Below are 22,201 nucleotides of genomic sequence, written 5' to 3' on the forward strand. Positions count from 1 at the left end.
GTTGATTACGCAAAGAGGTGGTACAAGTGGGAAATTTCCTCGATATCGTCTTTTGGGTGCTGCTGGCCATCCTCATTCCGGCACTGGCTGTATGGGTGTATCTCAATGTGCGTGCGCGCCGACTATCTAATGAGGTGGGCGCCTTCCGCTGTTGGAGTCGTCCCGACACGCAATCGGGGTGGACCTCAGGGGTAGGCCTATTTGGTGTCGATACACTCACCTGGTACCGCCTTGTTGCTCTGTCAAATAAACCTGTCTACACATTCCCACGTCACAGTTTGGAGGTACACTCACCGCAACCGCATAGCAGTGACGGAAGTGTCGTAGAGGTGCGTATCGCCGCTGGCGACGAGCGTTTGGAACTCCTTATTGAACCGCAGTCGTACAACGCCTTGGTGTCCTGGATTGAGTCTGGCCCACCTTCGCTGCGGCGATGATGACTCGGCAAAGTCACCGAGGGACTGGTAGTCTCAGCCCGTGCGTCTTGTAATTGCTACGTGTACTGTTGACTACTCTGGACGTCTCAGTGCTCACCTGGATCCGGCACCCCGCGTCATTATGGTCAAGGGCGACGGGTCGGTTCTCATTCATTCTGACGGCGGATCATATAAGCCCCTGAACTGGATGAGTGCGCCATGCCGCCTGGTTGTCGAAGATGCCCCTGAAGCCGATGATGTCACGCAAATTTGGACGGTGGAGGCAACGAAAACAGACGACCGTCTGGTTATTCGCATTCACGAGATTATTGACGATATCAGCCATCACCTGGGGGTTGACCCTGGCCTTGTCAAAGATGGCGTGGAGACACACCTGCAGGAACTCCTTGCGGAACAAGTACCTCAAATCCTTGGGAAAGGATGGGAGCTTGTGCGCCGTGAACATCCTACGCCGGTCGGGCCGGTTGACTTGATGGTGCGCGATCATGAAGGACTGCCGGTCGCTATTGAAGTGAAGCGCCGTGGCGGTATTGACGGCGTTGAACAACTCACTAGATATCTGCATCTTCTGGGCCGTGATCCACTCCTTGACGGTGTGCGGGGTATTTTTGCCGCCCAGGAAATTACGCGACAGGCCCGCATCCTTGCCCAGGACCGTGGCATTGAGTGCCTGGTCCTTGACTATGACGCTATGCGTGGCTTTGACGATCCGGATTCACGCCTGTTTTAAGCCGACGGCTGGAAAGTAGGGCAGCTTTGGCCCCGACGACACTTGCGCAACGCGCGAAGAGCCGACGATTCTTACGGGAGTTGTCGTATATGCGGATGATCGCCTTGGGACTTTCCCCGGCCACGGCTGCGGCCAGTCCTGCAAACGCGGTGGAGCGCCTCTTGGCCATCCAAGGACAGCAGGTGAGTTCAATTTCCCCCGCTATCGCTGTGCGCTGCCCTGGGGCCAGTCGTGATGATATTGCTGCGGCTTTTGATCAAGGCCTTTTAGTGCGCTCGTGGCCTATGCGTGGGACCGTGCATATCACAACTGCCGCTGACCATCATTGGTTGCGCGCCGCTTTGGCTCACAGGTACGAGGCGTGGCTGCGTTCCTCTGAACAAACAACCCCACTACTTGGCAGTGGTACGGTTGCGCGCGCTGCCGAATTGCTGTGGGAGCGCATGGCCGATCAGGGGGCTTTGACACGCGCGCAGGCAGTGGCGCTTTTTGAAGAGCATAACCTGATTCCTCGTGGTGTGAAAACGCCTAAAGGTGCCGATATGACTCAATCTTTTGAGGTTTCATGGTCACGGCGTCACTTGATATTTTTGCTGCACCTTAAAGGTTTAGTTGTTCAGGGACCCACCGGTAGCAATGAGCATTTGCTTATCGACGCACGTCCACTACCCGATGAAACCAGTGGACCCGGTGGCGGCCAGGGGGTGCGGCACGGGCAGGCGGGGCACCAGGCAGCGCTGGTTGAGATTGCGTACCGTTATGCCGCGGGGCATGGTCCCATCTCCGCTGATGATTTGGCGCGCTGGAGCGGGTTACCCGTTGGTGTATGCGTGACGGCTTTGGAAGCTGCGCTGACACGTTCAGATGGCGAAGGATTGGTCAGGATGCGCATGAACGAGGAGGGTAGTGCCCTGGTTGCAGATTCTCATCCGCCTTCTGCGCGCCACGTGCGTGAGCACGGGCTGTATTTACGTGCAGATCTGCCCGATTTACTGAGCGAGCAGCGTAAGGCGGTTGAGACCACCATTGCGTTGCCGTCCTTCGATGAGCTTCATGTGGGGTATAAGGATCGCACGTGTCTTACTGACGAGGCGGGGGAGCGTCTGATATGTCCGTCGAAAAACGGCATGTTCCGCCCCATCATTGTGGATCGAGGCCGGGTGGTGGCGGTGAATCCCCCCTCAGCTGGTGTGCTGTGGGCACAGGGGCAACCAGCCTCGGCCCGCCTCGAAAATGCAGTAGCGCGCGTGATCGCTTCGGAAAATACGCAAAAAGGAGCACAATAGGGGTATGGGAAACGACACGGTATTACGCGCAGCACTTCTCCTTGGTGACGACCTGATTGACGACGGCGTTTTAATCTTTCACGGTGACCGCATCGTCGCTTCGGGTAGTGTCACACAAGTAACGGCCTCACACCCTCACCTGTGTGACGCCATTAACCAGACCCAGCCGATGGATGGCACACTACTGCCCGGTCTGGTGGACGTGCACTGTCATGGCGGCGGCGGCGAATCCTTCCCCAATGCGCTTAATCGCGAACAGGCCATGGTGGCAGTGATGGAACACCGTCGCCATGGGACGACGTCGCTGGTGGCATCTTGCGTTACCGCATCAGCAGATATCCTGCGTGCGCGTGGTGCGCTCCTTGCCCAGCTGTGTGATTCGGGTGACCTTGCCGGTATCCACTTTGAGGGACCTTTCGTCTCACATGAACGCAAAGGTGCTCAGGACCCTACCTACATCATTGCCCCAGATCCGCAGCTCACACGTGAGCTCATCGCAGCGGGCGGTGGCCACGTGGTAACGATGACCCTTGCACCGGAAAAGGACAAATCCTATGGACCGGGCTCCGTTGCACAGGTCCTTATTGAAGGAGGGGCCTTGCCGTCGTGGGGACATACCGATGCGGCCCCTGAACATGCGCGTGCTGCCCTGGAATATTCGCGCGAGGCTTTGGCCAGCGCTGATACGCGTGTGCGACGCTCAGCTCATGCCACAATCACTCACCTATTTAATGGGATGCGTCCTTTGCATCACCGCGACCCCGGTCCCATTATGGAATTCGTTTCTGATGCTGCCAGGGGCGGCGCTATTTTGGAGATGATCTGCGATAATGTTCATCTTGACCCAGCGATCGTCCGTGGAGTGTGGGAGACCGTGGGACGCGATGCCTGCGTACTCATCACCGACGCAATGGCCGCTGCCGGTATGGAGGATGGGCACTACCAACTGGGTCCTCAAGCGGTGATCGTCAAAGATGGTATTGCCCGCCTAGCTGAAGGCGAATCTATCGCAGGTGGAACGGCACACCTCATAGACTGTGTGCGTGTTGCCGTTGAGCAGGCAGGTATCCCGCTTGCCGACGCCGTCCACATGGCGACAGTCAGTGGTGCCCGTATCCTTGGGCGCACCGACATTGGAAACCTTGAGGTCGGCAGCTACGCCGATGCGGTCCTTGTTGATGACACGTTGCATCCTGTCGCCGTGTGGCATCGCGGACGTATCGTTCAATGAAACGACGTTCGGCTAAGAGGCCGTGGAACAAGGAACATCCGACTTTCGACGCGGCGCGCATCGCCGCCATTCGGCATAGCGAAATTGGACCTGACGGGTTGATATATCAGGTTCAACATCTGCGTTCGGCATCGAAAAGTTACACCTGTCCAGGTTGTTTACAGGCGATTCTTCCGGGCCATGCTCATGTCGTGGCTTGGCCAGAACAGACGCCGTGGGGACAGGAATCAGGGCCGGATGCACGCCGACACTGGCACAGTGATTGTTGGCGACGTAAGCTTCGTCCGCGTTCATAATGTGCGCAGTTCCATCGCGTCCCGGTTTACTCACGCCCTCCTAAGCCGTATCGTTAAAAAGATAGTATTCATATTCCCGTAGGAGGACTTGTGGAGCGCCTGAGGCAGTATTCAGCTTCCATTGTCGTTGCTGCACTGACCATCGTGTGTCTCATTGTTGGGATCCTCGCGTTGACAGTTCTGCGTCCAGCGCAGGAAATTCGCGCCACTACCGCAGCAACTACGCCGTATATCACCACGCGTGATGGCGTCTTTACGTTGATTTCCAGTGAGGCAACCGTCACAGCCACCTCGTCAACGGGAGGGCCTGTCGCCATTGCGCTCGGTTCAACAACCGATGTTGCCGGATGGGTGGCTACCTCTGCCTACACCGAAGTTGTCGGCATTGGCGCAGACCGCACAAGCCTCAAGGTGGAAGATCACGCTGCAGCGACACCTGCCGAAGAATCCACGACAACGACGCAAGAGACTCAGACCGAATCCACTGATAGTGCCGCCACGGACAACGCCGCCACTACGGAGGCAGCAACAACCGAGGAGACGACCCCCGAGGCCAGCACCGCCTCGGCCATCGCTTCGGATATGTGGATACAGGAGGTTGCCGCCACAGGCACCGCCACGATGACCGTATCTGATATTGGTGCTGGTAAATCTCTCCTGATTGCCACCGATGGTACATCAGCAGATTTCCAGGTGGAGATTGTGTGGCGTACGCCCCGTACCAATGTCCTTGCCATTGCTGCCTTCACACTAGCGAGCGTTTTTGCGCTTATTGCTGTGATCCTCGCGCTGTTGACATGGCGCAGGGCCGGTGCCTCCTCGGCATGGAGTAGTAAGGCATTGGCTGATCACGATGCAGATACTGTGCAGGATGAAGGGGAGTCAGCGGAGTCTGCGCAAAACGAGGCGTTCCAGGTCCAGGATGCACAGGACGAGATTGCGCTGGACGGAGCAGTGAAGGACGAGGCATTCCTAGACGGAGCAGCATTTGCTGACAACACCCTCGACGAGGCAAGCCAAGACCACGCAGACCTCCAAGCGTTGCCTCCGCACGAATATGACAGCGACGCGCACATCGATGACAATTCGCAAACAGTCGATGACGGGACTCTTGCCCACTGGGACGACACTGCAGTGTTCGTACCAGGCGCCATGGATCCCCAATTAGATGGCACCGTCGAAGACGAAATACCCTTCAACGACACGGAATCAGAGGCATCTGCGCTGCATGAAGATGAAGCCAATGGCGATGACTATCGTGCCGATGGCTATCAGAACAGCGAGGCGTACGCAGGCCAGAACAGTCAAGAGGCCATAGAGCAGCCCTCCATTGGTCGTCACGGCTTGGGTCATGTCACTGATGAAGATCCTCCAGAGAAGGTTCCCACCGACACTGGCATCATTGATTTGAGTGCGGTGCGCCCTGGCGCGGTATTGCCCAGTCGTCGCGCCCTGCGTGAAGCGCGCGAACAGGGCAAAGACCGGATCATCATCGACGGTAAAGAGTTCGACACGGGGCTAATCCCCATTGTGGGCGATTCTGGTGACACTGAGTCCGCCACTGACACGGATAAGCCTTCAGGTACATGGTCGTCCATGATGGCCGCGTGGAAGGACCGTCGCAATAAAGGAGGCCAGCCATGAGGAAAGCTGCTGCCACAGCCGCCGTACTTGCCTCGGCCCTGGCATTGAGTGCCTGTGCAAGTGAAGACCTCATTGCACCGGTGCCCCAAGCAGCCGTTGCTGGACCTGTCATTGACCGCAGCCGTATTGAAACGTTGATTGCTGACACGCAGACGGTCGTTGATGCTGCCGACACTGCTGTAGATGCCACGGGTCTTTCGGCTCGTTTTGGTGACCCTGCGCTGCGGATGCGCAAAGCCCAATATGGACTCCAAAGCGCCGTGGGGACACCCGTGCCGCATTTGACCCTATTAGGTGACAATATTGCCGTTACCGACTCTCAAACATGGCCGCGGACTATGGTCAGTATCGGTTCGGTTGGCGATTCGGGTCTGCCCACAGCCTTCATTTTCGTTCAAAACGATGCCCGATCGTCCTATCGCCTGCAGTCGTGGGTTCGCCTTTTAGGCGGTACCGAGTTCACCATTCCCAATATCCAAGTGGGTTCCAACACTGTTCAAGGCACATCAGAAGGCTTTGTGCGCACCCCAGAGGAAACGCTCGCGAGCTATGTTGAACTCATCAACAGTGGCGCAGAATCCAATGAAGTCTTCGGTGCTGATGAATTCACATCGAAGATGCGAAGTGATGTCAATAAACTTAACGAGTCGGTCCAAGCTAGCGGCTCGGTGACTGCAGGTGCGCAGCTGTCAGACCTGCCGATCTCGGGTGTGGTACTAGAAAATGGCTCAGCTCTGGTCAGTGCAAGTTTCACCTATACGTTGACCTATGCGCGCACCGTTGCAGGAAGCAACTTGCGTCTGAGCGGTGCGACGGCTGCGCTTGCGCCTGGTGAGGATCCAGGCGTGAAAGGAAGTGCGGTCGCCAACTACCTCACCACGGTGCTTTTCCTTGTGCCAAGCGCGCAGGCAGGCGGTACGATCTCAGTCGTCGGCGCTGAGCAGGTACTTGAATCGGTTGCCGTTGACGAATCCACCAGTCCTGACTGATCGATGCCAAATACGGAGGAAATGACGGTGTCATCGACTGACCCCATGAATATGGGACATGCTCCAGCCGCTAAGCAAGAGGTCTACCTCAATATTCCGCTGATCACCACAGCAGATGAAAGTAATTTTGATGATGTGGTTGCGACGTCTCAGGCTCTGCCTGTCGTCATCGTCATGTGGGCAGCCCAAGCGCTGGAATCTCGCAGCGTCCTCGACACGATGGAAGACCTTGCACGTGAAGGTGCTGGCAATTTCCAGCTGGTGACGATCGACGTAGAAAAGACGCCAGCAGTTATTCAGGCTTTCCAAATCCAGGCACTTCCTGCTGTGGTGGCATTGATTGGGGGACGTCCAGTTCCAATGCTCCAAGGGAGCGCGTCGAAGGAGCAGATACGCCCACTACTTGCTCAGCTGCGTGAAGCAGCGGAACAGATGGGCGCCTCGGCACGCGTTGCCGTCAACGAAGCAGATACTGCGCCGCCCACGCCTGAGGAACACCTTCCGGCCCTGCGTGCAGAAGAGGCAGGTGACTTGGACCATGCCATCGCACTGTGGGAAAAGCTTATTGAACTCAACCCGCGCGACGAGGCGGCCAAAGCTCAGGTGGCGCGTGTGCGGTTGGCTCAGCGTGCTGCGCGTGCGCAGGTTGCGGATGATCCTGAGGCTACTGCAGACGCCCTCTTTGCGGCAGGTGCGCACGATGAAGCCTTTGAGGTGCTGTTAACGGCAATGCGTGAGGCTGCTCCTGAGGACCGCGATCAGCTGCGGACTCGACTGTTGGATCTCTTCCGTGTTGCTGGTAACACTGATGAGGTGCGTCGTGCCCGCAGGCAGCTCACCACATTGTTGATGATCTAGTGACGGCGTGCGGCTGCGCCTGCTGTACCACCTCGACGCTGCCACCGCAGCACGTGTCCAGGCAGCAGTGAGTCGATGTAGTGGTTGAGGTGGTGCGTGTACCTACCCTCATGAGGTTATCTGTTGGACGCTGCTGCCGTGTCGTGTCGTGGCGGACTATGCTCGGCCCATGAGCCATATACCTCCTAGGCGTTTCGGGTCCCTTGCGCCCGCGATGGTGACACCATTTCACCGCGATGGCAGTCTCGATGTTGATTCAGCAGTGCGCCTCGCTACGTCCCTTGTTGATGACGGATGCGATGCCATCGTCTTATCAGGGACGACGGGTGAGTCGCCGACAACCCACCAGCCCGAGAAAAACGACTTAACGAAGGCTGTTGTTGAGGCGGTGGGGGACCGTGCCATGATTATCTGTGGTGCGGGCTCGAATGATACGGCGCATGCTGTGCGCATCGCACAAGGTGCACAGGAATGTGGTGCTCACGGTTTACTTGTGGTGTCGCCTTACTATAACCGACCCTCGCAAGAAGGGCTGCGGGCTCATGTTCTTGCAATTGCCCAGGCAACGGACCTTCCCATTATGCTGTACGACATTCCGGGGCGTACAGGCCTTGCCTTCTCAGATGACACCCTTGATGTATTGGCGCAGCATGAACGCATTTGGGCGGTGAAAGATGCGACGGGTAACGTCGAGCAGGGTGTGCAACGTGCTCGACGTACAGGATTGGAATATTACTCGGGCGATGACGGCCTGAATTATGCGTGGATGACTGGTGGCGCCTCCGGTTTCATCTCCGTCGTTGCTCATGTGGCAGCATCGCACTACAGGCAGATGATTCAACTCCTTGATAATGATCAGGTGTGGGAGGCCCGCGAACTGTCTCATCGTCTACGTCCACTGGTGTCGGCCATTATGAGTAGTGGGCAGGGTGCGGTGATGGCCAAGTGGGCGGTATATCTTCAAGGTCGCATTGACACGCCAACGGTGCGTCTGCCGTTGGTCCAACCCAGTGACGACGACATTTCTGCCTTGAAACGGGCACTGGAGGCTGCTGATCTGCTGTAGCGATGGACCAGGCGGCGCCGTCACTATGGGCCTATTGGTGCTGTAGCGGTGGGCGTGTCAGCGCTCACTAATAACGGACGAAAGAGGTCCGAAACGGTGGCGTAGCTCTCTTTTTCGCAGACTTTCAAGGGAAGCTGTTTTTGGACCAAAGTAGTCCAAAAACCACCGTCCCTTTTTCGGGACTGCTGTCCTAAGGCTGCTCGGGTGTCGGTGTTTAGAGTTTTTATAGGCATTCGACAGTAATGTCGAGGTCAGGGGCTATTTGAAATTGATGGCTCTCTGTGCCTGTAGTGCCGTACCTACGGGTGGTAAATCAAATATTTACCACTGTTTACTAAAGGGCGAACAAAGAAGCTCGTGTTTTGGTAAACCCAAAGCCGTAACCATCAGTGATGAAAGGTGACCTACGTGTTGAGCTCACTCAGGCAGGAACGAAAAGCTGCTGATCTCAGCCGCCTGCACCGAGTTTTCCTCTTGATTCTGGTGTCAATGGGAAGCTCGATTATTTACTCCCCAGCATATTTACGCTACGTATTCGACAAACCTCTCGGCGATGCACTTATCGCCGCAGGCATCTCCCAGGCCGACACCGTACAAACCGATATGGGCCTGTTCCTATCCGCCTACGCATGGACCGCGCTGATTTGTTACCTACCATCAGGTATCGTCGCTGACCGTGTGCGTGTACGTACCCTCGCGTGGGTAGGCTTCAGCCTGACCGCGCTCCTTACCTGGTACTACGCTGTGTTCCCATCCCGCGAAACCCTCATCGGTATCTTCATCGGCATGGGTATCAGCACGATCCTCATATGGTGGGGTATCCGTTTCAAACTGGTCCGACTGATCTCTGAAGAAGATGCCTACTCGCGAAATATCGGTATTTCCTACGGTATCTATGGTTTAGCGGGCCTGCTTCTTGGCCTTGTTAACACGTGGATTATCACGCACTTTATTTCCTCTGATATTGCCCCAATGCGCACACTCCTCATTGTGCTTGGTGGCGTCATCATGCTCCTCGGTGTGCTCTCCTTCCTCTTTATCCCACGCTTCGAGGGCGAATTCGACAAAGACGCGGGCGCGTTCAACGTCAAACAGGTGGGCGCCGCACTGGCGAACCCTGTCGTGTGGCTGGCAGCATTGACGCTCTTCTTCGTCTACTTCTTCTACACCGGTGTCACACAAACCACCGGCTACATGACCGACATTATGGGCGCCTCGATCGGCGTGGTCACCCTCATCAGCGTGATCCGTACATACGGCATTACCCTGCTCTCAGGACCAATCTTTGGTGCAATCGCAGAAATGGTCGGCTCACCCTCGAAGGTTATTGCCGTTGGCTCTGTGATCGCCGCCATCGGTCTGGGTGCCTTCGTGATCATGCCAGCCAATACTGCGTTGGTTATTGTTGCCGCCGGCCTTGCCATCCTCCTTGGCTTTGTCGCCAACGGCGTCTTCGGCATCGTCTCAAGTCAGCTGACAGAGGGTCGCGTGCCATTGACAATCTTCGGTACGGCAACAGGTTTGCTTTCAGTCATCGGCTTCCTGCCCGACACCTTCTCTTACATCTGGTTCGGACAGATTCGCGATGCCAATATTGACACCCCGCAGGTGGCCTACACGCAGATCTTCATGATCCTTGCCGGATCGGCAGTGATCGCCACCCTGTGCGCCGTGGCACTGGTGATTTACGTAAAGAAATCCAAAGCCGCCACAGCACCTGCTCAGTAACAATCACACGAGGTAGTGCACGATGAGTCATAAACTAGATGTGCCCCATATGTGGAAAGAGCAAATGGGGCAGGTTGTTGCCAAACAGAACGAACTTGCCGCTGACGCCTACTCCACCGATCAAAGTATCGAAGAGCTCCGACAGGCCTACCGGACTGAACGTCGCTTCTGGAATGAAGGCGGGCCCGACGTGGCGTGGACGCGCGATGTCACCGTGCCCACGCGACATGGGCAAGTGCGTGTGAGGCACTACCGCGACCACACTGATCGTGCACTACCGTGGATTGTGTATCTGCACGGCGGCGGATGGATGATCGGCGATGTCGACACCCATGACCGTATTACTCGCACACTGTGCCACCTCACAGGCGCTGCAGTCCTCAGCATCGACTACACCCTCGCACCAGAAGCGAAATTTCCGCACCAAATTGAACAATGCTGTGACGTCGTCACCTATGTGCACGCTCACGCCGACCAATGGGGTCTGAATGCGGAGGATTTCAGTTTCGCAGGCGACTCTGCTGGTGCGAATATGGCCTGCGCGCTTGCATTGAAGCTGCGTGACGAGGCGGAGCTACCACCAGCGCGCACGATGCTGCTGTTCTACGGTGCTTACGGATTAAAAGACTCCGTCACGCAGCGTCTGCTTGGAGGAAGCTGGGATGGTTTGACCAAGGAGGACTACGCCTCGTACCTGGAGGCCTACCTCAGGACAAGCGAAGATGTGGATCACCCACTCTTTAACGTCCTCGCCAATGATTTCAGTGTCGGTATCGGTCCCTGTTTCATCGTTGGCGCTGATCTTGATCCGCTGTATGACGATTCGCGTGCACTGGCACAAATCCTGTCGATGGCTGACGTGCCCAATGTGTTGCGTACTTTTAGTGGCGTACTCCACGGATTCCTTCACCATTCAAAGATGCTGGATGACTCAATGGCGGCGCTACAGGAAGCAGCCACCTATTTCGAGACGCACAACCCACTCATGCCCGCCCGCATAACCGATTAGGACGTACAACAATGGAATTCTCACTTAATGAAGACCAGCAACTCATGGTCGATGCTTTCACAGAATTGATGCGCTCACGGGCGTGGGAAAAATATTTCCACGAGTGCGACGAAAAGCATGAGTACCCCATTGAATGGACTCAAGCAATCTGTGAACTGGGTTTTGACCGCATCCTTTTGCCTGAAGAATACGACGGACTTGGTGCCGACTGGGTGACCTTGACCGCCGCCTACGAGACACTGGGTAAAGAAGGAGGGCCAACCTATGTGCTTTACCAACTGCCTTGCTGGGATACGGTGATCCGTGAAGGCAGTGATGAGCAGAAAGAAAAGATCCTGGCCTTTGTTGGCAGCGGCCAACAGATGCTCAACTACGCGATGACGGAACCCTCCGCAGGCTCCTCGTGGGACGACATGCGCACCACATATACGCGTAAGGACGGCAAGGTTTACCTCAACGGCCACAAAACCTTCATTACCTCCTCCCTTCACGTGCCGTACCTGGTAGTTATGGCTCGCGACAGCGACAATATGGACACCTACACTGAGTGGTTTGTCGATATGAGCCTGCCAGGTATCACCAAAGAGCCGCTCAACAAACTTGGCCTGCGCATGGACTCGTGTTGCGACATTTACTTCGACAATGTTGAACTCGAAGAAAAAGACCTCTTTGGAACTGAAGGCAACGGATTCCGCCGAGGCGTCGCCGACTTCGACCTTGAACGTTTCCTTGTCGCGCTGACGAACTACGGGCAGGCTTACTGCGCGTTCGAGGACGCCGCAAAATACGCTAACCAGCGTGTACAAGGTGGGCAGGCAATTGCTCGCCACCAGTTGATCCAGCTGAAATTTGCGGAAATGAAGATCCGCCTGACCAATATGCGCAATATGCTCTACGAAATCGCGTGGAAACATGACAATGGTTTGCTTTCGCGTGGCGACTGCTCAATGGCAAAGTACTACTGCGCACACGCCGCCTTTGACGTAGTTGACGACGCGCTGCAGGTACTGGCTGGTGTTGGTATCACCGGTGAACACCGTGTCCAACGCTTCTTCCGTGACCTGCGCGTGGACCGTATCTCGGGCGGCACCGACGAAATGATGATCCTCGCAGCGGGTCGCTCGGCCCTATATGACTACCGCTAATGCCACCGAGGACGAAAGGAGAACTCCCGTGGCACTCCCAACCCAAAAGCCATCATTTGGTGTCCTTGACGGCGTGAAAGTCGTCTATTCTGCTGTCGAAATTGCCGCCCCCACTGCGGCCGCCATCATGGGTGAATGGGGCGCAGATGTGACCTGGATTGAAAATATCTGGACTGGCGACTCCATGCGAGATACCACCTGGGTCAAAGAAATGGAGCGCCGCAATATGCGGTCCATTTCGATGAATCCCTTCACCGATGACGGCAAAGAAGCGTTGCGCGCCATCGTCAAAGACGCCGATATTTTCATCGAATCATCTAAAGGGCCCATGTATGCGCGCAAAGGCATTACTGATGAGTTCCTCTGGGAAATCAACCCGAAACTCGTCATTGTGCATGTGTCAGGCTTTGGGCAGTGGGGCGACGACACCCAGGTCAATTCCGCAGCCTACGACCTTACGGTTGCCGCATACGCCGGTATTGTCGCCCAAAACGGCACTGTTGATCAGCCGATGAATATCTCCCCCTACCTGGGTGACTACATTAACTCCTTGATGATTATTTCCTCATCCCTTGCCGCACTACATCGTGTGGCAATCACCGGGGAAGGGGAAAGTATTGACCTCGCAATGTATGAAACCCTGCTGCGGGTCGGCACCTACTACATGATGGACTATATGAACGCAGGGATCACCTACCCGCGTCCTGGTGCCCGCCATCAAAACCTGTGCGGCATTGGCATCTACGAATGTCGCGACGGATATATTGGCCTGTGCCTGTACGGCGTGCCTCAAAACAAGTATCTGCTGGAAACCATTGGCCTGGGAGACCTGTGGGGTACCGACGAATACCCCGAGGACACCTCCGCCCTGTGGCTATCAGGCCCCAAGGCCGACCTGATCCAAGACACCCTAGAGGCATACCTGAAAACCCAATCCAAATACGATGTACAGGCCGACTTTGTTGCCCACCGCATCGCTGCCCAAGTTGTCAATGAATTCGGCGATATCCTCGACGCTGAGCATGTCAAAGCCCGCGAATGCTTCATCGAATGGGAAAACGCCGCAGGTCAAACGGTGAAAGGTTTGAATACCTTCCCCAAATTTGCGCGCAATCCTGGGGCCTTTTGGCGGCCAATGCCGGCCCTTGGCGAAGACACCCGCGACGTTTTGCGCCGCGCAGGACTAAGTGACGAGGCCATTGACGCACTTATCGCCTCAGGCACCGTTAAGACGAACTAGGAGGACGACACCGCAATGACCGGCATGGGATTAGTGGATAAGGCGACCACAGTGGGCGCCCTGTGGGACGCATTGGTACGCCAACGTCCCCACCACGAGTTCCTCGTCCACGAAGACTGCGACAGTGCAGTCGTGCGCCGGTACACCTACGCTGAATTCGACGATGAGGTCACGCGTTGCATCCATGCCTTGCGTGCTCGCGGGATCGGTGCGTCCGATCAAGTGGTCCTTTATCTGGGCAACTGTGTAGAGTTCATTACCTGCTTTGTCGCATTGGCAAAAATGGGAGCAGTGGTGGTGCCCGTCGAGGCACAGGCACCACCACTGGAACTCGCACGCATCATGCAGCTATGCAACCCGCGTGCGCTCATCCTGCACGCCCACCTCATCGACAATGTTCTGCGCGAAACGTCCACGATCCCTGATGAAGTCATTGTCATTGGGGACAGTGGGAAACGGTGGCCTGAACTTGCCGCACTGATGAAGGCACAGCCGGTGACCCTGGGGGAGTTGCCCGACGTCGACGAATACGACGTTGTGGAAATCCTCTACACCTCGGGGACAACATCGGCCCCTAAAGGTGTGATGATTACCCACGCGAATATCCTCTTTTCAGGGCGTTTCGTGAACTGGGAACTGGATATGAACGCCTCTGACCGTTACCTCACCACGATGGTTGCGGCCCGTGTGAATTTCCAGCTCTCGGCGCTGGCTCCGGTCCTCACCTCCGCCTCGACACTGATCCTCGTGAGCTCCTACAGCGCGCGACGCTTCTGGTCGCAGGTGCGTCACCACCGCGCCACCTTGGTCCAGGGGATGGCAATGATCGTCACTACCCTCCTGCGCCAACCACCCCATGCGGACGAACAGGATCACTGCGTACGAAATATGCACTACTTCCTGCCCCTCGGTACGCAGGACAAGGAGCGTTTTGAAGCGCGATACGGTGTACGCCTGCTCAATAACTACGGATCAACGGAAACGCTGGTGGGCGTGATTACCGACCAGGCCGATGGTGAACGCCGTTGGCCATCGATCGGGCGCATTGGTCCTGGCTACGATCTGCGCATCGTAGGTGAGGAGGGGCATGTCCTAGGCGATGACGAGATCGGTGAATTACATATCCGCGGCGTTGCAGGCCTGTCACTGATGAAAGGCTACTTTAATGACCCTGAAAGCACCCGTGAGGTGCTTGACGGTGACGGGTGGTACAACACCCATGACTATGCCTATACCAGCCACGGATGGGTGTATTTCGTTGACCGACGTACTGACCTCATTAAACGCAACGGCGAATCAATATCGTCAGCTGAAGTGGAAGATATCCTCACGTCGATGCCCGGTATTGCCGAGGCCGCCGTCGTTGGCGTCGACGACGACGTACGTGGACAAGCAGTGCGCGCCTACATTGTGCGAGACACCGCGGCGCTGAGTAGCCAGGAAATTATCGCCTACTGCGCGCGGCGCCTCGCCTCGTACAAAGTCCCCACCCAGGTGCGTTTCATTGACGCATTACCCAGAGGCAACTACGGAAAAGTAAAGAAAAACCTGCTCACGCAGATGTGAAAGGAGTACATCATGACAATCAATACCGACATGGTCGGACAAACCTTCGGACCCTTTGTTCGCGACTACACATTCCGCGACCTTGAACTCTTCGCCTTGGGGTGCGGATGTGGGATCGATGGCAAAGATGGCCTTGAATACCTCAATGAAAAAGACGAACGTGACCCGCGGCTTAAAGTGCTGCCCATGTTTGGCGCAATGCTCATCGTCGACTCGGAAGTGACCCGCACAATCGACTACGGCTACAACTACGCAGGTTCACTCCACTGGGGCTTCGATATTCGCTTCCACAAACCCATCACCAAGATGAGTGACCACCTTGAAACCATGGTGCGCCTAGAAGGACTCTACGACCGCGGGGAAGGTAGGGGTCTGCTGGCGCAGCATATCGGCGACACCTACGATTCGGACGGCAATCTGCTTTTTACCAATGAGTCGTGGGACTGCTTGATATATGACGGTGGTTGGGGCGGTCCGACGCCGCCAAAAGACATCGTGGAGATGCCTGAGCGCGCCGCTGACGTGGAAGTTACCGAAACGATCCCGGAAAATCAGGCACTGATTTACCGTCTTTCCGGCGACTATCATCCTCAGCATATTGACTGGGATTACGCGGCTGAAAACGGGGAACCCAGGCCAATACTTCACGCTATTTCCTACGCAGGTGTGGTGATGCGCCACGCTATCAATGCCTTCGTTCCTGGAGAACCTGAACGTATTACTCGTTTTAAGACACGTATCACCTCACCTGTGCACCCCGGTAGCACGCTGACCACACGGCTGTGGAAGGTCGCAGACGGTGAATTGCGTTTTGCCCTTGTCGATGTTGATGCCGACGAGACAGGCGCTAAACCCCATCTGAACTGGGGCATCATCGAATACCGATAGAAGGTTGCGGTGGCGACATCCTCATTGTCGCCACCGACAACTCCCAGTGCACCAGAGCAACGACGAAAGGATAGTGGCATGTCTGAACCAAAGAGTATTGATCTTGAAGACCTTGAGATGACTCCCTTGCTACGTAAAGTCATTATCTTTTCCTCAGGCGGGCCATTCCTTGAAGGCTATGTTCTGTCCATTATCGGTGTGGCACTGGGAGCACTAGGTACCGACCTTGTCCTCGACGCGACGTGGAGTGGATTGCTGGGGGTTGCCGCCCTTGTCGGTCTCTTCCTCGGTGCTTCGTTAGGTGGATGGGTGACCGACCTGATCGGTCGACGCAAAATGTTCGTTATTGACCTCATTGTCATTGCAATACTGTCTGTGCTGTGTGCGGTCGTGACCAGTCCCATTCACCTCCTCATCCTGCGTTTCCTCATCGGTGTCGCCATCGGGGCGGACTATCCCATCGCAACGTCGATGATTACAGAGTTTTCGCCCAAGCGTTACCGCGCCGCCGCAATGGGCATTATTGCTGCAGCCTGGTATCTGGGAGCAAACGTCGCAGCGCTTGTCGGATGGGTGCTTGTCGAGGTGCCTCACGGGTGGCGCTGGATGCTGGCTTCCTCTGCCGTCCCCTGCGTGCTGATCCTCCTTGGCCGGTGGAGTGTACCTGAATCGCCACGTTGGCTTGTGTCGAAAGGGCGTGCCGAAGAAGCCCAACGCATCGTCTTTGAAACCCTGGGTGAACACGTGCACCTGCCAGAAGAAGAGGTGGCTGAACCTACCCGCGTTGGCGAAATCTTTAAGGGCGTGTACCTCCAACGTGTCCTATTTGTGGGCGTCATCTGGCTATGCCAGGCCATCCCCATGTTTGCCCTCTACACCTATGGTCCGCAAATCATTGAAGCCGTTGGGCTTGGGCAGGGCCGTAATGTACTGCTCGGTGAACTGGTGATCGGCACTTTCTTCATGCTCGGTACCTTCCCCGCGATGTACCTGTGCGAAAAAATTGGGCGCCGCCCCTTGATTATCGGCTGCTTCGCGGGTATGACCCTGGCATTAGCCGTGATCGGTTTCTTCCCGCTTGCTGGAACGGGCCTCGTGATGGCCTGCTTTATTTCTTACGCCATATTGTCAGGCGGGCCAGGTAACCTGGAATGGCTGTACCCCAATGAACTCTTCCCGACCAGTATTCGGGCCACGGCAATGGGTGCCGCAATGGCATTTAGCCGCATTGGCACCGTCGTTTCGATCTTCATACTGCCCACCTTTATCCAAGACCACGGCATCGCCATGACCATGCTTGCTGGTGCGGCAATCTCAGCCCTCGGCCTGGGCGTTTCTGTGATATGGGCGCCAGAAACACGTGGTTACACGCTAGCCCAAACTGGCTCGGTCGATTTCAGAGGACGTTAACGATGTACCAGATCGAACACCTTGTTGTGGGAAGTTACCAAGCGAACTGCTACCTGCTGACCAATGAGGCTGGCACGCTGGTCATCGATCCGGGCGCTCAGGCAGACTATATCCTCGACGCCCTTGAAGGCAGAGACACCATCGGCATCGTCGTCACACATTGCCACAGCGACCATATTGGAGCAGTGAATGAAATTGTCGAGGCAACGGGAGCCTGGGTGGCGTGTGGCGTCGATGATGTCGACGGGATGGCTGATACCCACCGTTCCGGCTTCGACCTTGAAGGCAGCGACTATGCGGTCACGCAATGCGACAGGGCACTGAAAGAGGGTGAGACTCTCACCTGGGGAAGTGACAGCCTGACCGTGATACACACACCAGGCCATACACCAGGAAGTATCTGCCTGGCTGATGAGACCTCCCGCTACCTTTTCAGTGGTGACATGCTCTTTGCTGGGAGCATCGGATCAACACTGTGGGTACTTGGCGACGACGCTGCGATGAGCAGTTCATGCGACAAACTGGCGGCCCTCCCCGGTGAGTATTGGGTGCTGCCCGGGCATGGAGTGCCGACAGAACTCAGCGTTGAACGCGCAATGCTGCGCAGCTACGCAGCGCACCTTCGCCGTCAGCTAAAGGCAAGTTGGCGAGAGGGGGAATGAGCATGATGGAATTGGTCGTCCACAAGGTCCTCAACATAGGCGGGGACCTTCAGCAAGAAGCAGTCAATAAAGTCGTCAGGGATGCAAAAGGTTCGCATCAACACGCTGCCTTCAATTGCGTCCAACATACGTGTCACCGACGCATGGGCGGGGAACTCGCCAATCGATTTGAATTCCCACAGGCGTGCACGAATCTTTGCCAGCGGACGGACGAAAACGTCGGCGTAGATATCCCCCAGGACAGGTTCGTCACTGTGGGGAGCCTCGACAAACAAACGACGTACCGCATGACGGTTCGGGCCCAGGTATTCGCAGAGGCGGAAGCGGGCCTCGTGAACAAGAATCTCACGCGCACTTGCCCCTTGCGGTCCAGGGCAGCGCACCAAGGCGGTGAAGGCGTCGCGCAGGAGCACATCACTGTAGTCCCAGCGCGAATACAGGCTCGACTTGCCAACCCCTGCCATCAGGGCAACTTTCGACATATTGAAGCCAGCCCAGCCAGCCTCGCCGTACAAATCCAAAGCAACACGGTGCACTCGACACTCAAGCTCGCGATCGCGGGGCCGTCCCGCTTTCGCCGGGTGCGAGCATGGCCGGGCTGACATCACACAACCACCTTCCGAAAGGGCGCACGATGGCGCTTAGCACTGGAATTATCCAAGCCTACTGCTCATCGGGCGCACTTTCAGAGGAATACAAAGAAAAAGTTGGATACACGAAGGAGTAACGATGACGATCGTAGTGGCGTATAAATACGCGTCCAATCCTCAAGACACCACCGTTAGCAGTGACGGCAGCGTGGACTGGTCCCGCGCGAAGGCTGCGGTATCGGAATACGATCCGGTAGCCATCCAGGTCGGTCGGGGTCTTGCCGACACCTGCGGCACCGAGATGGTGGGTATCTCAGTGGGGGCCACGCAAATCGCGTCCTCGCTGGCAAAGAAAGCGGCCCTTTCGCGGGGCCTTGATCGTGCTGTTGTTGTTGCCGACGATGCGTGCACGACCTGGAATGCCACACAGGTAGCATCCGCACTTGCGGCGCTTGTTACGCGCGTTGACGGTGCCAATATCGTGCTTGCCGGCGATTCCTCCATTGACGAGGCCGGACGTATCGTCCCTCCACTGATCGCCGGTTTCTTGGGGTGGCCATGCTTCCAGGAAGTCACTGCCGTTGAGCGGTCCGATCAGGGGTGGACACTCACACAAAGTACTGCTGGTGGGACACGCACCATTGCCGTGAACGGTCCGGTTGTTGTGGCAATTGCCACCGACGCGCAAGCGGTGAAAGTACCAGGTATGAAAGACATCCTGGCAGCAGGAAAGAAACCATTGGAACAGGTGCCGCTGGCAGATATTGACACGATCAGCGTCACCCTTGACGTTACTGGGCGCGCAAAGCCAGCGGCACCAAGCCGAGCCCGTCAAGTATTCACTGGATCAGATGCCCCCACGGCCCTCGTTGATGCGCTGCGCAATGCAGGCGTGCTCTGAAAGTAGGTTGACGACAATGACCAATACCTGGATTATTACCACTTCCGCTTCAATTGCTCAGCTTGTTGACACTGGTCGCACAGTTGGTGGGCGCATCACCGTTGTCGCGGTTGCCCCCGAAGCACCACAGGTGGCCGGGGTTGACGACCTTATTCATATCCCCACCGGTCAGACCCCTGCAGAGGCCTTCGGTGCCGTTGTTGCTGAAGTCCTCACGCAGGCAGGCGGTGACGTTATCCTCGCCAATGATCGCCCAGCTGAACGCGTCCTGGCAGGCTTTGCTGCCGCGCGCCTCGGCCTCCCAATGATCGTCGGTGCCTCCGCAATCACCGCTAATAGCGCCACTGTGTCACGTTTCGGTGGTATTACTGAGGAGACCGTGTCCTTCAACGGTGCCGTATTTCTTGCCGAAGGCGGCGCCCCCACGCAAGGAGATGCGGTGTCGGCTCGCACCCAGCAGGGTGAAGGGCTACCTGCAACGCTCCTTTCCGTCAACGCTTCAGATGGTGCCGAAGCAAACCTGGTTGGAGCGCGCCGTATTGTCGCCTGCGGACGTGGCTTCAAAAATGAAGAGGACCTGGATCTCGCTCGCCGCCTAGCGGAGGCACTTGGCGCCGAACTTGCCTGCTCCCGCCCCTTGGCGGAAGGCAATGCGTGGCTGGCTAAAGATCGCTATATCGGCGTCTCCGGTATGCGCGTCGCCCCTGAACTGTATGTTGCCATCGGTATCTCCGGTCAGGTGCAACATACCTCAGGTATGGCGGGCAGCAAAGTCGTCGTCGCCATTAACTCCGACGAAAACGCCCCCATCTTCAGCATCAATGACTACGGCATCGTAGGAGACCTCTACGACGTGGTCCCCGCATTAACCGCAGCCCTGTCCTAACCCAAGGAGAATCCCATGGCAGAAGAAAACCCCGTCGACTTCGACGTCATTGTGATAGGTGGAGGCGTCGCCGGCGCAGTATGCGCAGTGAGCCTGGCAAGAAAAGGCAGAGAAGTTCTCCTAGTAGAACGAGGCGGCGAACCCGGGTCGAAAAACCTTTCAGGTGGCGTTTTCTACTGCCGTGTCATGGAGCAGGTATTTGCCAATTTCGTCACCGAAGCACCGGTTGAGCGACGTATCGTGCGTAACTGCATTACGTTGCTCAACGAGAAGTCGTCGGTGACTGTTGACTACAAAGACCAGCGTCTCCACGAACCAGTCAATGCTGTGACGGTGCTACGCGCAAAACTTGACGCGTGGCTGTTGGAACAATGCGAAGAGGAGGGCGTCACTGTCATGCCCGGCGTGAAAGTTGACGCCCTCCTCATCGAAGATGGCGCCGTCGTGGGTATTCGGGCAGATGAAGACGAGCTTCGTGCCCACGTGGTCGTTGCAGCCGATGGAGTGAACTCCTTTATTGCTCGACAAGCAGGGATCCGTGATGCGGAGCCGATGAAACACCTTGCAGTTGGCGTAAAATCCGTTATTTCACTTCCGCGTCAGACGCTGGAAGACCGATTCCGCATCCGTGGCGATGAAGGCGTTGCCTACGCGATGGTAGGGGATTGCACACAGGGTGTGGCCGGAGGTGGTTTCCTCTACACCAACGAAGAGTCTGTCTCCATCGGCGTGGTCCTTCGTCTGGATGACCTTGTGGCCTCAGGGAAGTCCTCATCCGACATCCATGACCACTTCCTGGCCCACCCTGAGATTGCGCCGCTGCTTGAAGGAGGTGCGCTGCTTGAATACGGATGCCACCTCACCATTGAAGATGGACCCCACATGGTCAGTCACGATCTGACCCGCCCAGGTTTGATTATCATCGGTGACGCCGCAGGGTTCACGCTCAATACTGGTCTGACCATACGTGGGATGGACCTGGCAGCGGGCAGCGCCTTGGCGGCAGCCGACACCATTGACGAGGCTCTGTCCAGCGGCGACTATAGCGCCAATGCGATGGCCCGATACCAAGCAAAACTTGATGCCTCATTCGTTGGCAAGGACATGAAAACCTACCGGCGAACACCCGCCTTCTTGGAGCGGCCACGCATGTATGCAGGTTATGGGCAACTTGCCGCCGACGTACTCTATGGTGTCTTCCACCATGACCTGCGTCCACGCAAACGGATAACCAAAGTGGCCATCGACGCATTCACAGCATCAGGACTCAAATTGAAAGACCTTATCAGCGACGTCATTGCCGGTATGAAGGCACTGTGAGGAAGGACAGTCATGGCAACATTCACCCTCGAATCAGTACCCGCTCGTCTGGCAGGTAATACATATAACCTCGACGAAGAATGCCCCCACATTGAGGTTGACCAAGAGGCGGCGCGGCGCCTCGGCGCTGGCCCCCTACTTGAACGCATCTGCCCAGCTCACGTGTACTCAGTCGCAGCCGATGGTTCCGTTGATGTCGAATACGCGGCCTGTTTGGAATGTGGGACCTGTTTGGCTGTGGCACCTGCTGGTGTCTTGAAATGGCATTACCCTCGCGGTAGCTTCGGCATCATCTTTAGGGAGGGATAGGCTCCACGCG

21 protein-coding genes are annotated in these 22,201 nt (G+C 56.5%); 20 read left to right on the forward strand and 1 reads right to left on the reverse strand.

What is annotated here, in order from left to right; genetic code table 11:
• Positions 1-26: 26 nt before the first annotated feature.
• From G438_RS0107255 to G438_RS0107335, 16 genes are all read left to right on the forward strand, one after another.
• Positions 27-437, forward strand: coding sequence for a DUF2550 family protein (locus G438_RS0107255; RefSeq protein ID WP_131245835.1), 411 nt, complete (start codon positions 27-29; stop codon positions 435-437).
• Between the two features lie 40 nt (positions 438-477).
• Positions 478-1,167 carry an endonuclease NucS gene (nucS, locus tag G438_RS0107260; RefSeq protein WP_026460746.1) on the forward strand — a complete coding sequence of 230 codons (690 nt, stop codon included), beginning with the start codon at positions 478-480 and terminating at the stop codon, positions 1,165-1,167.
• A gap of 95 nt (positions 1,168-1,262) precedes the next feature.
• Positions 1,263-2,453 carry a DNA glycosylase AlkZ-like family protein gene (locus G438_RS11355; RefSeq protein ID WP_338054402.1) on the forward strand — a complete coding sequence of 397 codons (1,191 nt, stop codon included), beginning with the start codon at positions 1,263-1,265 and terminating at the stop codon, positions 2,451-2,453.
• 4 nt (positions 2,454-2,457) lie between these two features.
• Positions 2,458-3,684: an N-acetylglucosamine-6-phosphate deacetylase gene (locus G438_RS0107270; protein WP_026460747.1), complete on the forward strand. Its 1,227-nt coding sequence runs from the start codon at positions 2,458-2,460 to the stop codon at positions 3,682-3,684.
• 386 nt (positions 3,685-4,070) lie between these two features.
• Entirely contained in the window at positions 4,071-5,624 is a 1,554-nt protein-coding gene (locus G438_RS0107280; RefSeq protein ID WP_026460749.1) for a hypothetical protein, read from the forward strand.
• Positions 5,621-6,613, forward strand: a complete 993-nt coding sequence (locus tag G438_RS0107285) for a hypothetical protein (RefSeq protein ID WP_026460750.1) — start codon at positions 5,621-5,623, stop codon at positions 6,611-6,613. The genes G438_RS0107280 and G438_RS0107285 overlap by 4 nt, the downstream gene beginning before the upstream one ends.
• A gap of 21 nt (positions 6,614-6,634) precedes the next feature.
• On the forward strand, positions 6,635-7,471 hold the full coding sequence (locus tag G438_RS0107290; protein ID WP_420804723.1) for a tetratricopeptide repeat protein: 837 nt from the start codon (positions 6,635-6,637) through the stop codon (positions 7,469-7,471).
• Positions 7,472-7,640: 169 nt separating this feature from the next.
• Positions 7,641-8,537 (forward strand): 4-hydroxy-tetrahydrodipicolinate synthase, encoded by an 897-nt coding sequence (gene dapA / locus G438_RS0107295; RefSeq protein ID WP_026460752.1) that lies wholly within the window; start codon positions 7,641-7,643, stop codon positions 8,535-8,537.
• Between the two features lie 408 nt (positions 8,538-8,945).
• The gene (locus tag G438_RS0107300; protein WP_026460753.1) at positions 8,946-10,265 is read left to right on the forward strand and encodes an MFS transporter; all 1,320 of its coding nucleotides are present in this window, start codon (positions 8,946-8,948) and stop codon (positions 10,263-10,265) included.
• A 22-nt stretch (positions 10,266-10,287) separates the two neighbouring features.
• On the forward strand, positions 10,288-11,274 hold the full coding sequence (locus tag G438_RS0107305; protein WP_026460754.1) for an alpha/beta hydrolase fold domain-containing protein: 987 nt from the start codon (positions 10,288-10,290) through the stop codon (positions 11,272-11,274).
• 11 nt (positions 11,275-11,285) lie between these two features.
• Positions 11,286-12,419 carry a crotonobetainyl-CoA dehydrogenase gene (caiA, locus tag G438_RS0107310; protein WP_026460755.1) on the forward strand — a complete coding sequence of 378 codons (1,134 nt, stop codon included), beginning with the start codon at positions 11,286-11,288 and terminating at the stop codon, positions 12,417-12,419.
• 28 nt (positions 12,420-12,447) lie between these two features.
• Positions 12,448-13,659, forward strand: coding sequence for an L-carnitine CoA-transferase (gene caiB, locus G438_RS0107315; RefSeq protein ID WP_026460756.1), 1,212 nt, complete (start codon positions 12,448-12,450; stop codon positions 13,657-13,659).
• 15 nt (positions 13,660-13,674) lie between these two features.
• On the forward strand, positions 13,675-15,225 hold the full coding sequence (locus tag G438_RS0107320) for an AMP-binding protein (protein ID WP_026460757.1): 1,551 nt from the start codon (positions 13,675-13,677) through the stop codon (positions 15,223-15,225).
• 12 nt (positions 15,226-15,237) lie between these two features.
• Positions 15,238-16,113: a MaoC/PaaZ C-terminal domain-containing protein gene (locus G438_RS0107325; RefSeq protein WP_026460758.1), complete on the forward strand. Its 876-nt coding sequence runs from the start codon at positions 15,238-15,240 to the stop codon at positions 16,111-16,113.
• Positions 16,114-16,191: 78 nt separating this feature from the next.
• Positions 16,192-17,523: an MFS transporter gene (locus tag G438_RS0107330; RefSeq protein ID WP_026460759.1), complete on the forward strand. Its 1,332-nt coding sequence runs from the start codon at positions 16,192-16,194 to the stop codon at positions 17,521-17,523.
• Between the two features lie 2 nt (positions 17,524-17,525).
• Positions 17,526-18,185 carry an MBL fold metallo-hydrolase gene (locus G438_RS0107335; RefSeq protein ID WP_026460760.1) on the forward strand — a complete coding sequence of 220 codons (660 nt, stop codon included), beginning with the start codon at positions 17,526-17,528 and terminating at the stop codon, positions 18,183-18,185.
• Here the strand turns inward: G438_RS0107335 and G438_RS0107340 are convergent.
• The gene (locus G438_RS0107340) at positions 18,152-18,706 is read right to left on the reverse strand and encodes a TetR/AcrR family transcriptional regulator (protein ID WP_240471027.1); all 555 of its coding nucleotides are present in this window, start codon (positions 18,704-18,706) and stop codon (positions 18,152-18,154) included. The genes G438_RS0107335 and G438_RS0107340 overlap by 34 nt on opposite strands.
• Positions 18,707-18,914: 208 nt before the next feature.
• Between G438_RS0107340 and G438_RS0107345 the strand changes: the two genes are divergently transcribed.
• From G438_RS0107345 to G438_RS0107360, 4 genes are read left to right on the forward strand one after another with little or no spacing between them, the layout of a single operon-like run.
• Positions 18,915-19,676 carry an electron transfer flavoprotein subunit beta/FixA family protein gene (locus G438_RS0107345; protein ID WP_026460762.1) on the forward strand — a complete coding sequence of 254 codons (762 nt, stop codon included), beginning with the start codon at positions 18,915-18,917 and terminating at the stop codon, positions 19,674-19,676.
• Between the two features lie 16 nt (positions 19,677-19,692).
• Complete coding sequence (locus tag G438_RS0107350; protein ID WP_026460763.1) at positions 19,693-20,562, forward strand: electron transfer flavoprotein subunit alpha/FixB family protein; 870 nt, start codon at positions 19,693-19,695, stop codon at positions 20,560-20,562.
• Positions 20,563-20,577: 15 nt separating this feature from the next.
• A complete protein-coding gene (locus G438_RS0107355; RefSeq protein WP_026460764.1) occupies positions 20,578-21,882 on the forward strand; it encodes an FAD-dependent oxidoreductase in 1,305 nt (434 codons plus the stop codon).
• Positions 21,883-21,894: 12 nt separating this feature from the next.
• Positions 21,895-22,191, forward strand: coding sequence for a ferredoxin family protein (locus G438_RS0107360; protein ID WP_026460765.1), 297 nt, complete (start codon positions 21,895-21,897; stop codon positions 22,189-22,191).
• The last annotated feature ends 10 nt before the right edge of the window (positions 22,192-22,201 follow it).

Source organism: Schaalia suimastitidis DSM 15538 (assembly GCF_000429105.1).
GTDB classification, from domain to species: domain Bacteria; phylum Actinomycetota; class Actinomycetes; order Actinomycetales; family Actinomycetaceae; genus Pauljensenia; species Pauljensenia suimastitidis.